Source organism: Pseudomonas sp. S31, from assembly GCF_016648105.1.
Taxonomy (GTDB): Bacteria; Pseudomonadota; Gammaproteobacteria; order Pseudomonadales; family Pseudomonadaceae; genus Aquipseudomonas.
On record NZ_JACVVE010000013.1, the window covers coordinates 90353 to 104363 of the forward strand.

Sequence of the window (14011 nt, forward strand, 5' to 3'; positions counted from 1 at the left end):
CTTCCCACGAGGATTCCTTCATGATCCTGCAACGCATCTTCGCCCTGGCCCTGCTGGCGGTGTGCGCCGCCCTGGCCGTGATGGCCTGGCCCTACCAGGCCGCGTTTTCCTACGAACCGGTGGGCCCGCGCGCCTACCCACTGCTGATGCTCGGCCTGATGAGCCTCGGCCTGCTGTACCTCGCCATCCGCCCCACGCCGATCGTGCACAAGGACGACGAGCCGGAACTGGACCGCGCCACGCTGATCAAGATCGCCACGTGCGTCGGCCTGCTGCTGGTCTTCGCCGGCACCTTCGAAACCCTGGGCTTCATCCTCAGCGCGATCCTGGTCGGCATCCCCATGGCTCGCCTGTACGGCGGCCGCTGGCTGCACAGCGCCATCGTGGTAGTGGGGATGAGCCTGTTCCTCTACTGGCTGTTCGATCGCGTCATGGACGTGCCCCTGCCCCTTGGCCTGCTGAGCGTACTGGAGAACTGACACATGGATACCTTGAGCTACCTGGGCCAGGGCTTCGGCGTCGCCCTGAGCCCCTACAACCTGGTCACCGCCCTTTCCGGCACCCTGATCGGCACCGTGGTCGGCCTGCTGCCGGGCCTGGGCCCGATCAACGGCGTGGCCCTGCTGATCCCGATCGCCTTCGCCCTCGGCCTGCCGCCGGAGTCCGCGCTGATTCTGCTGGCCGCGGTGTACCTGGGCTGCGAATACGGCGGGCGGATCAGCTCGATCCTGCTGAACATCCCAGGCGAAGCCTCGACCGTGATGACCACCCTCGACGGCTACCCCATGGCCCGCAATGGCCTGGCCGGCGTGGCCCTGTCGCTGTCGGCCTGGAGTTCGTTCATCGGCGCCCTGATCGCCACCTGTGGCATGGTGCTGTTCGCCCCGCTGCTGGCGAAATGGGCGATCGCCTTCGGCCCCGCGGAATACTTCGTGCTGATGGTGTTCGCCATCGTCTGCCTGGGTGGCATGGCCGGCGACAAGCCGCTGAAGACGTTCATCGCGGCGCTGATCGGCCTGTTCCTGTCGGCAGTCGGTATCGACGCCAACAGCGGCGTGTACCGCTTCACCGGCGACAGCGTGCACTTGGCCGACGGTATCCAGTTCGTGGTGCTGGTGCTGGGCCTGTTCTCCATCAGCGAAATCCTCCTGCTGCTGGAAAAGACCCACCATGGCCACCAGGCGGTCAAGGCCACCGGGCGCATGCTGTTCAACCTCAAGGAGGCGGCTTCGGTGTTCGTGGTCAACATCCGCTGCGGCCTGCTCGGATTCATCATGGGCGTGTTGCCTGGCGCCGGCGCCACCCTGGCCAGCGCCGTGGCCTACATGACCGAGAAGCGCATCGCCGGCACCAGCGGTAACTTCGGCAAAGGCGATGCCCGTGGCCTGGCGGCCCCGGAAACGGCCATCGGCGCCTCCTGCTGCGGCGCCCTGGTGCCGATGCTGACCCTGGGCGTACCCGGCTCGGGCACCACTGCGGTGATGATCGGCGCGTTGACCTTGTACAACATCACCCCCGGCCCGCTGCTGTTCGAACAACAGCCAGACATCGTCTGGGGCCTGATCGCGTCGCTGTTCATCGCCAACATCATGCTGGTGATCCTGAACATCCCGATGATCCGCATCTTCACCCGCATCCTCGCCGTGCCGAACTGGGCGCTGGTGCCGGTGATCGCGATCATCACCGGGATCGGCGTGTACGCCGTGCATGCCACCACCTTCGACCTGTTCCTGATGGTCGGTATCGGCATCATGGGGTACATCCTGCGCAAGCTCGACTTCCCCCTGTCGCCGATCCTGCTGGGCTTCATCCTCGGTGGCCTGATGGAGCAGAACCTGCGCCGCGCGCTGTCGATCTCCAATGGCGAGCTGGGCATTCTCTGGTCGAGCCCGATCAGCCTGTCGGTGTGGGTCCTGACCGCCTGCATGCTGAGCCTGCCGCTGCTGCGTATCTGGCGCAAACGCAGCCAGCAGCGCCGGGCCCTGGCCGATGCCTGAGCGAACGTTGCCCTTGTACTGGGCGACCGGGCTGGTCGGCCTTGCCGGCGGTTTTGCCGCCAGCAAGGTCGGCTGGCCCTTGCCATGGATGGTCGGCGCACTGCTGGCCATCATCCTGGTGCGCTGCCTGACGCCCTGGCAGTTGTCGGAAATCCCCAATGGCCGCAAGTGCGGGCAGTGCATCATCGGCATCGGTATCGGCCTGCACTTCACCCCGGCGGTGATCGAGCAGGTGGCCAGCCACTTCGCGCTGATCTTCTTCGGCGCGCTGTTCACCACCCTGTCCAGCGTGATCAGCGTGTGGCTGCTGCGGCGCACCGGCGAGGACCGCGCCACGGCCTTCTTCGCCAGCATGCCTGGCGGCTCGGGAGAGATGGTCAACCTCGGCGCGCGTAATGGTGCGGTGCTCAGCCAGGTGGCGGCGGCGCAAAGCCTGCGGGTCCTGGCGGTGGTGCTGTGCGTACCGGCACTGTTCAAGTTCCTGCTGGGCGATGGCGTGCCGCTGAATCATACGGGCAGCGTGAGTTGGGGCTGGCTGGCGTTGATCGTGCCACTGGGCGTGGCAGTCGGTTTTGCCTGGCAACGCCTGCGCCAGCCCAACCCATGGCTGTTCGGGCCGTTGCTGGTGGCCGCGTCGGTGAGCCTGGCGGGCGACCTGCAGATCGCCTTGCCCAATGGCGCCAGCCAGATCGGCCAGTGGCTGATCGGCAGCGGCCTGGCCTGTCACTTCAACCGGGCGTTCTTCCGCCGCGCGCCGTCGTTCCTGGGGCGCACGTTGCTGGCCACAGGGTTGTGCATGCTGATTGCCGCCAGTGCTGCGTGGGGCTTGAGCGTGCTGACTGCGCTGGACCTGCGGTCGCTGACCCTGGGGATGATGCCAGGGGGGATCGCCGAGATGAGCCTGACGGCGGAGACCCTGCAACTGTCGGTGCCGCTGGTGACGGCGTTGCAGGTGATGCGCTTGCTGTTCGTGCTGTTTCTGGCCGAGCCGCTGTTCAGGTGGTGGGTCGCCCAGCAGCCGTGATCGCCTCGGCTTTTTCGCGGGCTTGCCCGCGAAAAGGCCGGCGCGCATCACACCGGTGGCAACGCCCAGTCGATCGGCGCCAACCCGCGCTGCTCTAGGAACCCATTGGCCCGGCTGAAATGCCCGCAGCCAAGGAACCCGCGGTAGGCCGACAGCGGCGACGGGTGCACCGACTTGAGTACCAGGTGCTTGGTGCCATCGATCAGCTTCTGCTTGCTCTGGGCATGCGAGCCCCACAGCAGGAACACCACGTTCGGGCACTGCTCGCTGACCACCTGGATGATCCGGTCGGTGAAGAATTCCCAGCCACGCTTGGCGTGCGACGCGGCATTGGCGCGCTCGACGGTCATGGTCGTGTTGAGCAGCAGCACGCCCTGGTCGGCCCAGCTCTGCAGGCAGCCGTGGCTGGCGATGGGAATGTTCAGGTCGCGCTGCAGCTCCTTGTAGATGTTCACCAGCGAAGGCGGCGTGGCGATGCCCGGCTGCACCGAGAAACACAGGCCATGGGCCTGACCGGGGCCGTGGTACGGGTCCTGGCCGAGGATCACCACCTTCACGTCGGGCAGCGGTGTGGAATTGAGCGCGTTGAAGATCAGCGGCCCTGGTGGGTAGATCTCCTTGCCGGCGGCGTGTTCCTGGCGCAGGAACTCACGCAGCTGATGCATGTAGGGCTGGTCGAATTCGCCGCGCAGGGCAGCCTTCCAGCTGGGTTCGAGTTTGATGCGATCGTCGTCAGTCATGGAGCCATCCGTAAACAATGGCGCGACACTAGGTAACGCAGGCCCTGCTTGTCAATCGATCCGACCGACGACCGGCATGATCGCCATGGCAGTCCATACTTGGGGGATGACTTGCGCGAGGTAGTCCATGTCCATTCACTGCGAGGTACTCACCGGCGTCGATGGCGCACGCATCGGCATCGCCACCCTGGATGCGCCCAAGGCGCTCAACGCCCTGAACCTGCCGATGATCGAAAGGCTCGGCGAACAATTGCACGACTGGGCACGCGACCCTGGCATCGTCAGCGTGCTGTTGCGCGGCAATGGCGCCAAGGCCTTCTGTGCCGGCGGCGACGTCCGTGCACTGGCCCAGGCCTGCCGCGAACACCCCGGCAGCGTGCCACCGCTGGCCGCCAGTTTCTTCGCCGCCGAGTATCGCCTCGACCATGCCCTGCACACCTATCCCAAGCCACTGCTGTGCTGGGGCCATGGTCATGTACTGGGAGGGGGCATGGGGTTGTTGCAGGGCGCCGCTGTTCGCATCGTCACGCCCAGTAGCCGGCTGGCGATGCCGGAGATCAGCATCGGCCTGTACCCGGATGTCGGCGCCAGTTGGTTCCTTGCCCGCCTGCCCGGCAAGCTTGGGCTGTTCCTTGGCCTCACCGGCGCTCCGATCAACGCCCGCGACGCGTTGGACCTGGGCCTGGCCGACCGCTTCCTGGGCGAGCAGCAGCAGGACGCGCTGGTCGAGGAATTGCTGCAACTGAACTGGCAGGAACAGACCGCCTTGCAACTGAACAGCCTGCTCAAGGCCGAGCAGCATCGCGTCAGCGCCGAATTGCCTGCAGCGCAATGGCTGCCGCGCCGGCAGGTGATCGATGAGCTGCTGGATGTGGCCGACGCTGCGGCGGCCTGGCGCGCGCTGGAAAGCCTGAAACATCATGCCGACCCACTGCTGGCCGAAGCAGGCCAACGCCTGCACGAGGGCTGCCCGCTGACCGCGCACCTGGTCTGGGAGCAGATCAGACGGGCGCGGCACCTGTCGCTGGCGCAGGTGTTCCAGATGGAATACACCCTGAGCCTGAATTGTTGCCGCCACCCGGAATTCAGCGAAGGGGTGCGCGCCCGGTTGATCGACAAGGACAACCAGCCGCGCTGGCATTGGCCAGATGTGTCACAAGTGCCGGACGCCGTGGTCGAGGCGCATTTCAACAAAGCCTGGGAGGGGCGCCATCCATTGGCCGACCTGGCGTAGCGCCGGTATCGGCCTCAGCGTTGCCAGTTGCGGTTACCGTTTCCATGCATGCCATCCGGCCGACGGTCGCGATCGCCACGTCCGCTGGAATGCCAACGGTCGTTCTGGTTGCCGTTATGGTTCTGGTAACGCTGGCTGTTGTTGCGGTAGTCGTTGCGGTCCCGATCGCGTCCATAGTCGGCGCGCTGACGGTTGCCGTAGTCATTGCGCGGATTGCCATGCCACTGGTTCATTCCAGGCTGGGGGTGGCCCTGGTAGTGGTGCGGCGCGGGTGCAGGATGATAGTAACGTGGCGCTGACCGGTAGTAGTAGCGAGGCTGCGGCGCGCCATAGTAACGGTCGTAACGATAGTAGCCAGGCGAATACCCAGGATTCACGTAGCCACCGCTGTAGTAGGTATCCGAGCGATAATAGCCGCCGTCGCCATAATAGGGCGCGCAGGCTGATGTCATCAGGCCCAACAGGGCGGCAAGCAGAATTCGGTAGGACATGGCGGCCTCCTGGACCGCTGGGATGCCCGGCCAACGGCGTTGGCGAGCGCCGACGAAAATGCGCTCATCGGCAATGATTGAGACAACTGCGCCAAGGTGCAGTGCCCTTTGTGCAATATTTTGAAACAGGTACACCCCGCGTGAACGATCCCCAACGCTGCCCCGCGTGCGGCGCCTCCAACCAATGCACCCTGGCTGATCCGCGTACCGCCATGCAGCCCTGCTGGTGCTTCTCGGTGAGCATCGACCCGGCCGTGCTGCAGGCACTTCCCGACGAACTGCGCGACCGTGCCTGCCTGTGCCCGGCCTGCGCGGCGGCCGACCTGCAATTGCAGGCGCCAGCCACGCCACCGACACGGTAGACTGCGTCCCCCGTTGATACCGACCCTGTCATGCGCCTCGACCGCTTCCTCGCCAACTTGCCTTGCTACAACCGACAGCAGGTCCGTCTGCTGCTGGCGCAGCGCCGTGTGCGGCTCGACGGCGCGGTAGTGGCCGAACCGCAGGCCGAGGTACGCGAGTTCAGCCGTGTCGAGGTGGACGACCATGTGATCCAGGCCGGTCGGCCAGCACGCTACCTGATGCTGAACAAGCCCACTGGGTGCGTCAGCGCCACGCAAGATCCACAACACCGAACGGTGCTCGACCTGCTGCCCGAGGCCCTGCGCGATGACCTGCACATCGCCGGGCGCCTGGACTACAACACCACCGGCCTGCTGATCCTGACCAACGACGGCCAATGGTCGCGGCGCCTGACCCAGCCGCAGACCAAGCTGCCCAAGCACTACCTGGTCGAGACCGAGGACGAGATCGGCGCGCACTACGCCGCGACCTTCCAGCAAGGCCTGTACTTCGCCTTCGAAAATCTCACGACCCAGCCCGCCAGCCTCGATATCCTCAACCCGCGCACGGCGCGGTTGGCAATCGTCGAAGGGCGCTATCACCAGGTAAAACGCATGTTCGGGTTCTTCGACAACAAGGTGGTCAGGCTGCACCGCGAAAGCATGGGCGCAATCAACCTCGACCCGTCGCTGGCGCCCGGGCAATTCCGTGCGCTGACCGCCGAGGAAATCGCCTCGGTCTGAGGGCCAGGCGATGTACAGACGTCATACGACCGCCCAGCGGTTCACGGCACATTTCTCTGCAAGCGGCCCTTGCGGGATGAACGCCTCGCTGCTTGACTCCTAATTCGTCGGTCTGCATGTGACCAGCTGGTCATGTTCGCAGTCCAAGACGCCTTTTTGCCGGCTACCCAAGGCCTAGATGCCCTGGGGCACGGCAGATTGCCCGCCGACAACAATATCGTCGAGATGCCTGCCAAGGATCGACACAGGGCCCCCGGTTTCACTTCAGGCGAATGCCTACCTGTCATAAAGCACGTGCACCCTAGGTGACGCGAATACCCTTTTTGCGCCAGGAGTCGATGACATGAGGCCAGAAATCGCTGTACTTGATATCCAAGGTCAGTATCGGGTTTACACGGAGTTCTATCGCGCGGACGCGGCCGAGAAGACGATCATCCTGATCAACGGTTCGCTGGCTACCACGGCCTCGTTTGCCCAGACGGTGCGCAACCTGCACCCGCAGTTCAACGTCGTGCTGTATGACCAGCCCTATGCAGGCAAGTCCAAGCCACACAACCGCCAGGAACGGCTGATTTCCAAGGAGGACGAGGCGCACATCCTGCTGGAACTGATCGAGCACTTCCATGCCGATCACGTGATGTCGTTCTCCTGGGGCGGAGCCTGCACCCTGCTGGCGCTGGCGCACCAGCCTCGGCTGGTGAAGAAGGCGGTGGTCAGTTCGTTCTCGCCGATCATCAACGAACCGATGCGCGACTACCTCGACCGCGGTTGCCAGTACCTGGCGGCGTGCGATCGCTACCAGGTAGGCAACCTGGTCAACGACACCATCGGCAAATACCTGCCGTCGCTGTTCAAGCGCTTCAACTACCGGCACGTGAGCAGCCTGGACAGCCACGAGTACGCGCAGATGCACTTCCACATCAACCAGGTGCTGCAGCATGACCTGCAGCGGGCCCTGACTGCGGCGCGCAACATCGACATCCCGGTGCTGTTCATCAATGGTGACCGTGACGAGTACACCACCGTCGAGGATGCCCGGCAGTTCGGTCGCCATGTGGACAAGAGCCATTTCAGCGTGATTCGTGGCGCCGGGCACTTCCTCGACATGGAGCACAAAACCGCCTGCGAGGACACCCGCGACGCCATGCTCGGCTTCCTCAAGCCGACCGTGCGCGAGCACAGACCGCGTTTCAGCTACGCGCAGGAGCAACATGCACTGGCCATCTGAGCACATCGGCGTCCTGCCGCTCCCTACCCGCGGGTTGCAGGTCGCCGACAAGCTTTTTTATAGCGTGGGCTTCTAATTGCAGGCTGGTTCTGGTAAAAAGTCGTCTTTCGAAGCGGGTATAGTTTAGTGGCAAAACGAAAGCTTCCCAAGCTTTAGTTGAGGGTTCGATTCCCTCTACCCGCTCCACATCGCATTCCCCGCATGGCGTTCCAGCAACGTCATCGCTGTCAAAAGGAGCTTCGGCTCCTTTTTTCGTTTCTGGCCTTTCGTTTACATGGCCCAAGGCTCCTCCTCGACCGCTTCGCTCGAATGCGCGGTGCACGCGTTCATTTGCAAGCGAAACGGCTGATGGTGCATATGCTTCAAGGATTCGCGAAACATCCAGAAAGGAATGTCCATGTTTCTCTCTCGTTGGCTCCCAGGCCTTGCCAACCTCCTGCACTACCGCCGCGAGTGGTTCTCTGCCGATGTCCAGGCCGGGCTTTCGGTCGCGGCCATCCAGATTCCCATCGCCATCGCCTACGCGCAGATCGTCGGCCTGCCACCGCAGTACGGCCTGTATGCCTGTGTGCTGCCGATGATGGTCTACGCCCTGGTGGGCAGCTCCCGTCAGTTGATGGTCGGCCCCGATGCCGCCACCTGCGCGATGATCGCCGGCGCCGTGGCGCCGCTGGCCATGGGTGATGTACAGCGCATCGCGGACCTGGCGGTGATCGTCACGGTGCTGGTGGGGGTGATGCTGATCGCCGCTGGCGTGGCTCGGGCCGGCTTCATCGCCAGCTTCTTCTCACGGCCGATTCTCATCGGCTATCTCAACGGGATCGGCCTGAGCCTGATCGCCGGGCAGTTGTCCAAGGTGGTGGGCTTCAAGATCGAGGGCGACGGTTTCATCCTCAGCCTGATCAACCTTCTCCAGCGGCTGGACGAAATCCACTGGCTGAGCCTGGCCATCGGACTGGGTGGGCTGGCCCTGTTGATCGGGCTACCACGGCGCTACCCTCGCCTGCCTGCGGCGCTGGTCACGGTGGCGCTATTCACCCTGCTGGCCGGCCTGTTCGGCCTCGACCGCTTCGGCGTCGCGGTGCTCGGCAAGGTACCGGCGGGCATCCCAGAACTGGCTTGGCCACAGACCAACCTGGCGGAAATGAAAAGCCTGATGCGTGATGCCCTGGGCATCGCCACAGTGAGTTTTTGCAGCGCCATGCTCACCGCGCGCAGCTTCGCCGCTCGGCATGGTTACGCGATCAACGCCAACCATGAGTTCGTCGCCCTCGGCGTCAGCAACCTGGCCGCCGGCATCTCCCAGGGCTTCGCTATCAGCGGCGCCGACTCACGTACGGCGGTCAACGACATGGTCGGCGGCAAGAGCCAGCTGGTGGGAATCATCGCCGCGCTGGTGATCGCCCTGATCCTGCTGTTCTTCACTGCGCCCATGGCGTGGATCCCGCAGGCGGCACTGGGTGCAGTGTTGCTGATGGCCGGCTGGGGGCTGATCGATATCAAGTCGCTGCCGTTGATCCGGCGCCTGAGCCGCTTCGAGTTCTGGCTGTGCCTGGTAACCACCGCTGGCGTCCTTGGCCTGGGTGTGTTGCCCGGCATCGTGTTCGCGGTGACCCTGGCGATCCTGCGCCTGCTGTACAGCATCTACCAACCGACGGACGCGGTCCTGGGCTGGTTGCCCGGCACCGAGGGTCAGGTGGACATCCGCAAACACCCCGAAGCACGAACCGTCCCGGGGCTGGTGGTGTACCGCTTCGATGACGCGATCCTGTTCTTCAATGCCGACTACTTCAAGATGCGCCTGCTCGAAGCCATGAAGAGCCAGGAAAAACCCCAGGTGGTGCTGTTCGATGCCGAGGCGGTGACCGATATCGACGTCAGCGGCATCGCTGCCCTGCGCGAAGTGCGCGACACCCTCATCGCCCAGGGTATTTACTTCGCCATCGCCCGCGCCCGCGGGACCTTCCTGCGCATGCTGGTGCGCTCTGGGATGGCGCGGGAAATGGAGGAAAAGCTGTTGTTCGGCTCGGTGCGCGCGGGGATTCGGGCGTATCGGGTGTGGCGCAATCGGCAGCGGCAGGAGGCGTAGGCCTGGCTGGGAAATGGCCTACATTGCTCTCGGAAAGAGAGGCTGTTCTGGAGGGGTGCGATCGCCTAGCTTGGGTCAACCACGCCAACGAAGCGATGGTCTCTTCTTTCCAAGTAGCGCTGGGCCACCAGAAGCTACGCCAATGGCGTATGTCGTGCTATGCTTTTTATCGAAACGCCCCTGTTTACCAAACAGGTGAGAGAACTTCTCGACGACGATACTTATCGTCTGTTGCAAATCAGGTTGATGGTATCGCCTGATGCCGGGGATCTGATCGAAGGAACGGGTGGGCTACGTAAAGTACGTGTTGCCAGCAAAGGCCATGGGAGGCGCGGCGGAGCCAGAGTCATCTATTACCACTTCACTGCCAAGACCCAGATTGCACTGCTTTTCATCTACCCCAAAAACGAGCAACCAGACCTGGCTACAGATCAACGTAAAGCCCTCAAAAACATCATCGACCGCTGGAGGTAGACATGAGCACGTTTTTCGAAGAGCTGATGGAAAGCGTCCAGCAGATGGACGATGTAACCCGAGGAAAGTGCCCACCTTCGCGGGTTTTTGAGATCGACGCGCTTCAGGTCAGGAGCATTCGCAAATCGACAGGTTTGTCCCAGGCGCGCTTCGCTGAGATGATCGACGTGCAGGTTGCAACGCTGCGCAACTGGGAACAGGGCCGGCGAGAGCCGACCGGTCCAGCCAAGGCGTTGCTACGCGCCATTCGTAATGATCCCGATCATGTACTCAAAGCATTGGCCCATTGATTCATCGATGAACTACCTGGCCCCATCGCTACAGGGCTACAGATGACGACATTGGCCGCATAACCCGCACAGCATGCTAAAGTCCCCGCCGTTCCCGCTCCACCGAATGGACCCCGCATGCCAGCCCTCGACGCCCGACTCGCCACTTGGCCAGAACTCGACCAACGCCACCCCTGCGACGCCCTGCTGCTCGGCAACGGTGCCAGCCGCGCGCTGTGGAAGCCGTTCGGCTACTTCTCGCTGTTCGAGGAGGCCCAGCGCGCGGGCCGCAAGAAGGGCCTTGGCGTCAGCGACCAGGCGTTGTTCAAGTCCCTGGGCAGCGAGTTGTTCGAGCCATTGTTGAGCACCCTGAACCACACCGTGCGCGCCAACGCCGCGCTGGCCATCAACTCCACCGCACCGCTGAACCGCTACTACTCGATCAAGGAAGCGCTGATCCATGCCGTGCGCACGGTGCACCTGCCGTGGCCGCTGATGCCAACTGCCAGCCTGGCGGCGATCAACCAGGCCTTGCGCAACTATCGCAGCGTCTATACCAGCAACTACGACCTGATCCTGCCCTGGGCCATGCAGCACGCTCCGCAAGGCTTCGCCGCGCTGTTCGATGACGAAGGCTTCTTCGATGTGCGCCGTACCCGTAGCGAAGGCACCCGCGTCCTGCACCTGCACGGCGGCCTGCATCTGCTCAAGCTGCCCGACGGCAGCACCCGCCAGCGCAGCGCAGAAGCGGCCGAACTGCTGGAGGGCTTTGCCGTGAACATCCCCGGTGAGGTACCGCTGTTCATCAACGAAGAGCGCAGCGACGAGAAGCTGCGCGCCATCCGCAGCTCTGACTACCTGGCCTGGTGCCTCGGCCAGCTGGCGCAGGAAAGCCAGGGTATGTGCCTGTTCGGCCAGCATCTGGACAGCAGCGACCAGCACCTGCTCGAAGCGATACGCCAGGCACGGCCGGCGCACCTGTGCATCGCCATCCGGCCCTTGAGCGAAGCGTCGGTGATCAACCAGAAGCAGCATTTCGTCGACCGCTTCGGTGACCTGCGGGCGACCACCTTGCACTTCTTCGACGCCAGCACGCATCCCCTGGGAGCGGCTGCACTGGCGATCGAGGCGCCAGCAGGGCAGCGCTGAGTCGCCGTAAGGTATTACCGCAGAGCGGCCTGAGTCGCCGGGTCGAAGACCCGTTCATAGGCATGGGCAACATTCACCGACCTGGCGACAGCCGCCAGGTCAATGACCTCCTGGCCAATGGCGTAGCTCCCCCGCGCCTGCAGCCATGCCAGCACCTCCACCAGATGCCACAGCGACGTGCTGCCTTCATGAATGGGCGCCGGGAAACTGTGCATGTGCGATAGCATCAACTTGCGCATGTTCTGGCGGGATACCCCAATGACATGCGCGATGTCGGTAAGCCCGACCAGGTCGGGCGTCGCTTCGATCAGGCGAGCGCTGGGTATTGCCGCTCTCACGTCATGCAGCGCGCTTTCGATGGCTTGCCTGGCAGATTGCGATTCGCGCACGAAGGCCAGCGCCAAGCGACCGGGTTGGCCGACTCCTACCACTGCATCGTCACAGCCGGCCTCCGCCAGCCGCTCAAGCAGCAGGTCGACGTCATCGTCTTCCTGGAGCTGGTATTTGAGGGTGAATTCGTACTCCATTGCTACTACTCCTCACCTGCTGAGGGTACGGTGGTCGCCGGTCCCCGGGTGCAGTTGGTCACGATTCGCTTCAGTTGACGGGCGAAGTTTTCAGGTTTTTTCGGCGTGCACCAGATGCTGGTAATGCAGAACTCCCCACATCGGCAATCGGCATCCTTAGAGGGGCAATACATCTTCCCCCAACAGTGCCCTCCTCCCGCTACGACTTTCCATCCTTGTGACTCAGCGTGCCTCAGGGCCTGCTCGACCTCCTTTCTGGCGTGACTGGGGCGGGACATGCATCTTCTCAAGCGTGGGCCCAACAGCCCGAAGTTGTCAACTGACAACCTTGAGCTGTTCCGAGCGGTGACGCCACACTACAGCGTCTTTAACCAAACCCGCCCACCCGTGGAGCACCTTCGGACGCTTCCCACAACAATTGCAGATCAGATCAACCGATCACCCCGCAGCAACGTCTCCAGGCAATGCTCGTGCACCCCATAGAACGCCTTCAACTGGGCAATCTTCTCCAGCATCTCAGCGTTATCCACCGGCTGGCGCCGCTTCACCGCAAGAATCATCTTGTTCTTGTTGGTGTGCTCCAGCGAAATGAACTCGAATACCTTGGTCTCGTAGCCACAGGCCTCCAGGTACAGCGCCCGCAGGCTGTCGGTCAGCATCTCGGCCTGCTGGCCCAGGTGCAGGCCGTATTGCAGCATCGGCTGCAACAGGCCCGGGCTTTGCAGTTGCGGGCGGATCTGTTTGTGGCAGCACGGCGAGCACATGATGATCGCGGCGTTGCAGCGGATGCCGGTATGGATGGCGTAGTCGGTGGCGATGTCGCAGGCATGCAGGGCGATCATCACCTCGATGGCCTCCGGCACCACGCTGCGCACGTCGCCGCACAGGAACTCCAGCCCTGGGTGGTCCAGGCGCGCGGCGGCGGCGTTGCACAGGTCGACCATGTCCTGGCGCAGTTCCACGCCGGTCACCTGGGCCTCACGGCCCAGGGTGTCGCGCAGGTAATCGTGCATGGCGAAGGTCAGGTAGCCTTTGCCCGAACCGAAATCGGCCACGCGCAGCACCTGCTCCGACGCAACCGGCGCGCTGGCGAGGGCGTGATCGAAGACCTCGATGAACTTGTTGATCTGTTTCCATTTGCGCGACATGGCCGGAATCAGCGCGCCCTGCGCATCGGTCACGCCCAGATCGCGCAGGAATGGCCGTGACAGGTGCAGGTAGCGTTTCTTCTCGCGGTCGTGCGCAACCGATCCGACTGCCTCACGCGGCGCCTGGGCGCCATGGCGCTGGAGCATCGGCTTGCCCTTCTTGCTGAAGGTTAGCTGCAGCTCGCCGCCTTCGTCGAACAGGTGGGCATTGCGAAAACCCTCGGGCAGCAATTCGGCCACCAGCGCCTGGGCCTCGTCCAGCGGCAGATTGCGGGTGATGTCGCGGGTCTGATGGCGGTAGACCAGCGACAGGCAGGGCTGGCCCTTGACTTGCAACGGCTTGGCGATGATGCGCTGCAGGGTCGGGTCGGAACCCACCGGGCGGGCCAGCACCAGCTTGACCAGGGTGTTGCCATGCAGGGCAACGCTGAGTTGGTCGAGGAACTGGGCACGCGCATCCGGCGCGGTGAAAGCGGAAGTACGGGCGGACATGGAAAGCAGATGCCTCGAATGACGGGAAGCGCGGTGCGCAATGCCGCGCATTCTACGTGCATGA

The 14011-nt window shown here is 63.6% G+C and carries 16 protein-coding genes and 1 tRNA gene; 12 read left to right on the forward strand and 5 right to left on the reverse strand.

Going from position 1 to position 14011, the window contains the following annotated elements; translation table 11 throughout:
* The first annotated feature begins 20 nt into the window (after positions 1–20).
* The 3 genes from IAE37_RS12200 to IAE37_RS12210 are packed head-to-tail and all read left to right on the forward strand — an operon-like array spanning position 21 to position 3021.
* A complete protein-coding gene (locus IAE37_RS12200) occupies positions 21–479 on the forward strand; it encodes a tripartite tricarboxylate transporter TctB family protein (RefSeq protein ID WP_201173846.1) in 459 nt (152 codons plus the stop codon).
* A 3-nt stretch (positions 480–482) separates the two neighbouring features.
* Positions 483–1997 (forward strand): tripartite tricarboxylate transporter permease, encoded by a 1515-nt coding sequence (locus IAE37_RS12205; RefSeq protein WP_201173849.1) that lies wholly within the window; start codon positions 483–485, stop codon positions 1995–1997.
* Complete coding sequence (locus IAE37_RS12210; RefSeq protein WP_201173850.1) at positions 1990–3021, forward strand: AbrB family transcriptional regulator; 1032 nt, start codon at positions 1990–1992, stop codon at positions 3019–3021. Before IAE37_RS12205 ends, IAE37_RS12210 begins: the two co-directional genes overlap by 8 nt.
* Before the next feature lie 47 nt (positions 3022–3068).
* Here IAE37_RS12210 and ung read toward each other — a convergent pair whose 3' ends face one another.
* Entirely contained in the window at positions 3069–3761 is a 693-nt protein-coding gene (ung, locus tag IAE37_RS12215; protein ID WP_201173851.1) for a uracil-DNA glycosylase, read from the reverse strand.
* Positions 3762–3888: 127 nt separating this feature from the next.
* On the opposite strand from ung, the gene IAE37_RS12220 reads away from it, so the two are divergent.
* Entirely contained in the window at positions 3889–4995 is a 1107-nt protein-coding gene (locus tag IAE37_RS12220) for an enoyl-CoA hydratase/isomerase family protein (RefSeq protein WP_201173853.1), read from the forward strand.
* Positions 4996–5009: 14 nt separating this feature from the next.
* Here the strand turns inward: IAE37_RS12220 and IAE37_RS12225 are convergent, their stop codons facing one another.
* Entirely contained in the window at positions 5010–5486 is a 477-nt protein-coding gene (locus IAE37_RS12225; protein WP_201173857.1) for a hypothetical protein, read from the reverse strand.
* Between the two features lie 140 nt (positions 5487–5626).
* Here IAE37_RS12225 and IAE37_RS12230 point away from each other — a divergent pair, with 140 nt between their 5' ends.
* The 8 genes from IAE37_RS12230 to IAE37_RS12265 all read left to right on the forward strand — a co-directional run bounded on the left by IAE37_RS12230 (position 5627) and on the right by IAE37_RS12265 (position 11780).
* The gene (locus IAE37_RS12230; protein WP_201173860.1) at positions 5627–5848 is read left to right on the forward strand and encodes a cysteine-rich CWC family protein; all 222 of its coding nucleotides are present in this window, start codon (positions 5627–5629) and stop codon (positions 5846–5848) included.
* 30 nt (positions 5849–5878) lie between these two features.
* A complete protein-coding gene (locus tag IAE37_RS12235; protein WP_201173865.1) occupies positions 5879–6571 on the forward strand; it encodes a pseudouridine synthase in 693 nt (230 codons plus the stop codon).
* 343 nt (positions 6572–6914) lie between these two features.
* Positions 6915–7799, forward strand: coding sequence for an alpha/beta fold hydrolase (locus IAE37_RS12240; protein WP_201173868.1), 885 nt, complete (start codon positions 6915–6917; stop codon positions 7797–7799).
* 112 nt (positions 7800–7911) lie between these two features.
* Positions 7912–7985 (forward strand) — tRNA-Gly (locus tag IAE37_RS12245).
* 211 nt (positions 7986–8196) lie between these two features.
* Entirely contained in the window at positions 8197–9888 is a 1692-nt protein-coding gene (locus tag IAE37_RS12250; protein WP_201173871.1) for a SulP family inorganic anion transporter, read from the forward strand.
* A 159-nt stretch (positions 9889–10047) separates the two neighbouring features.
* Positions 10048–10362, forward strand: coding sequence for a type II toxin-antitoxin system RelE/ParE family toxin (locus tag IAE37_RS12255; RefSeq protein ID WP_201173876.1), 315 nt, complete (start codon positions 10048–10050; stop codon positions 10360–10362).
* 2 nt (positions 10363–10364) lie between these two features.
* The gene (gene nadS / locus IAE37_RS12260) at positions 10365–10652 is read left to right on the forward strand and encodes a NadS family protein (RefSeq protein ID WP_201173879.1); all 288 of its coding nucleotides are present in this window, start codon (positions 10365–10367) and stop codon (positions 10650–10652) included.
* A 117-nt stretch (positions 10653–10769) separates the two neighbouring features.
* On the forward strand, positions 10770–11780 hold the full coding sequence (locus IAE37_RS12265; RefSeq protein WP_201173883.1) for a DUF4917 family protein: 1011 nt from the start codon (positions 10770–10772) through the stop codon (positions 11778–11780).
* 14 nt (positions 11781–11794) lie between these two features.
* Here IAE37_RS12265 and IAE37_RS12270 read toward each other — a convergent pair whose 3' ends face one another.
* The 3 genes from IAE37_RS12270 to IAE37_RS12275 form a co-directional block, all read right to left on the reverse strand.
* A complete protein-coding gene (locus IAE37_RS12270) occupies positions 11795–12307 on the reverse strand; it encodes a helix-turn-helix transcriptional regulator (RefSeq protein ID WP_201173886.1) in 513 nt (170 codons plus the stop codon).
* A gap of 5 nt (positions 12308–12312) precedes the next feature.
* Positions 12313–12585, reverse strand: a complete 273-nt coding sequence (locus IAE37_RS28795; protein WP_236409920.1) for a hypothetical protein — start codon at positions 12583–12585, stop codon at positions 12313–12315.
* A 147-nt stretch (positions 12586–12732) separates the two neighbouring features.
* A complete protein-coding gene (locus IAE37_RS12275; protein ID WP_201173888.1) occupies positions 12733–13947 on the reverse strand; it encodes a class I SAM-dependent methyltransferase in 1215 nt (404 codons plus the stop codon).
* Positions 13948–14011: the final 64 nt, after the last annotated feature.

Excerpts from the sequence above, each read along its gene's own strand:
- IAE37_RS12200 (WP_201173846.1), top strand. The coding sequence starts at position 21 with ATGATCCTGCAACGCATCTTCGCCCTGGCCCTGCTGGCGGTGTGCGCC.
- IAE37_RS12205 (WP_201173849.1), top strand. The coding sequence starts at position 483 with ATGGATACCTTGAGCTACCTGGGCCAGGGCTTCGGCGTCGCCCTGAGC.
- IAE37_RS12210 (WP_201173850.1), top strand. The coding sequence starts at position 1,990 with ATGCCTGAGCGAACGTTGCCCTTGTACTGGGCGACCGGGCTGGTCGGC.
- ung (WP_201173851.1), bottom strand. The coding sequence starts at position 3,761 with ATGACTGACGACGATCGCATCAAACTCGAACCCAGCTGGAAGGCTGCC.
- IAE37_RS12220 (WP_201173853.1), top strand. The coding sequence starts at position 3,889 with ATGTCCATTCACTGCGAGGTACTCACCGGCGTCGATGGCGCACGCATC.
- IAE37_RS12225 (WP_201173857.1), bottom strand. The coding sequence starts at position 5,486 with ATGTCCTACCGAATTCTGCTTGCCGCCCTGTTGGGCCTGATGACATCA.
- IAE37_RS12235 (WP_201173865.1), top strand. The coding sequence starts at position 5,879 with ATGCGCCTCGACCGCTTCCTCGCCAACTTGCCTTGCTACAACCGACAG.
- IAE37_RS12240 (WP_201173868.1), top strand. The coding sequence starts at position 6,915 with ATGAGGCCAGAAATCGCTGTACTTGATATCCAAGGTCAGTATCGGGTT.
- IAE37_RS12250 (WP_201173871.1), top strand. The coding sequence starts at position 8,197 with ATGTTTCTCTCTCGTTGGCTCCCAGGCCTTGCCAACCTCCTGCACTAC.
- IAE37_RS12255 (WP_201173876.1), top strand. The coding sequence starts at position 10,048 with ATGCTTTTTATCGAAACGCCCCTGTTTACCAAACAGGTGAGAGAACTT.
- nadS (WP_201173879.1), top strand. The coding sequence starts at position 10,365 with ATGAGCACGTTTTTCGAAGAGCTGATGGAAAGCGTCCAGCAGATGGAC.
- IAE37_RS12265 (WP_201173883.1), top strand. The coding sequence starts at position 10,770 with ATGCCAGCCCTCGACGCCCGACTCGCCACTTGGCCAGAACTCGACCAA.
- IAE37_RS12270 (WP_201173886.1), bottom strand. The coding sequence starts at position 12,307 with ATGGAGTACGAATTCACCCTCAAATACCAGCTCCAGGAAGACGATGAC.
- IAE37_RS28795 (WP_236409920.1), bottom strand. The coding sequence starts at position 12,585 with ATGTCCCGCCCCAGTCACGCCAGAAAGGAGGTCGAGCAGGCCCTGAGG.
- IAE37_RS12275 (WP_201173888.1), bottom strand. The coding sequence starts at position 13,947 with ATGTCCGCCCGTACTTCCGCTTTCACCGCGCCGGATGCGCGTGCCCAG.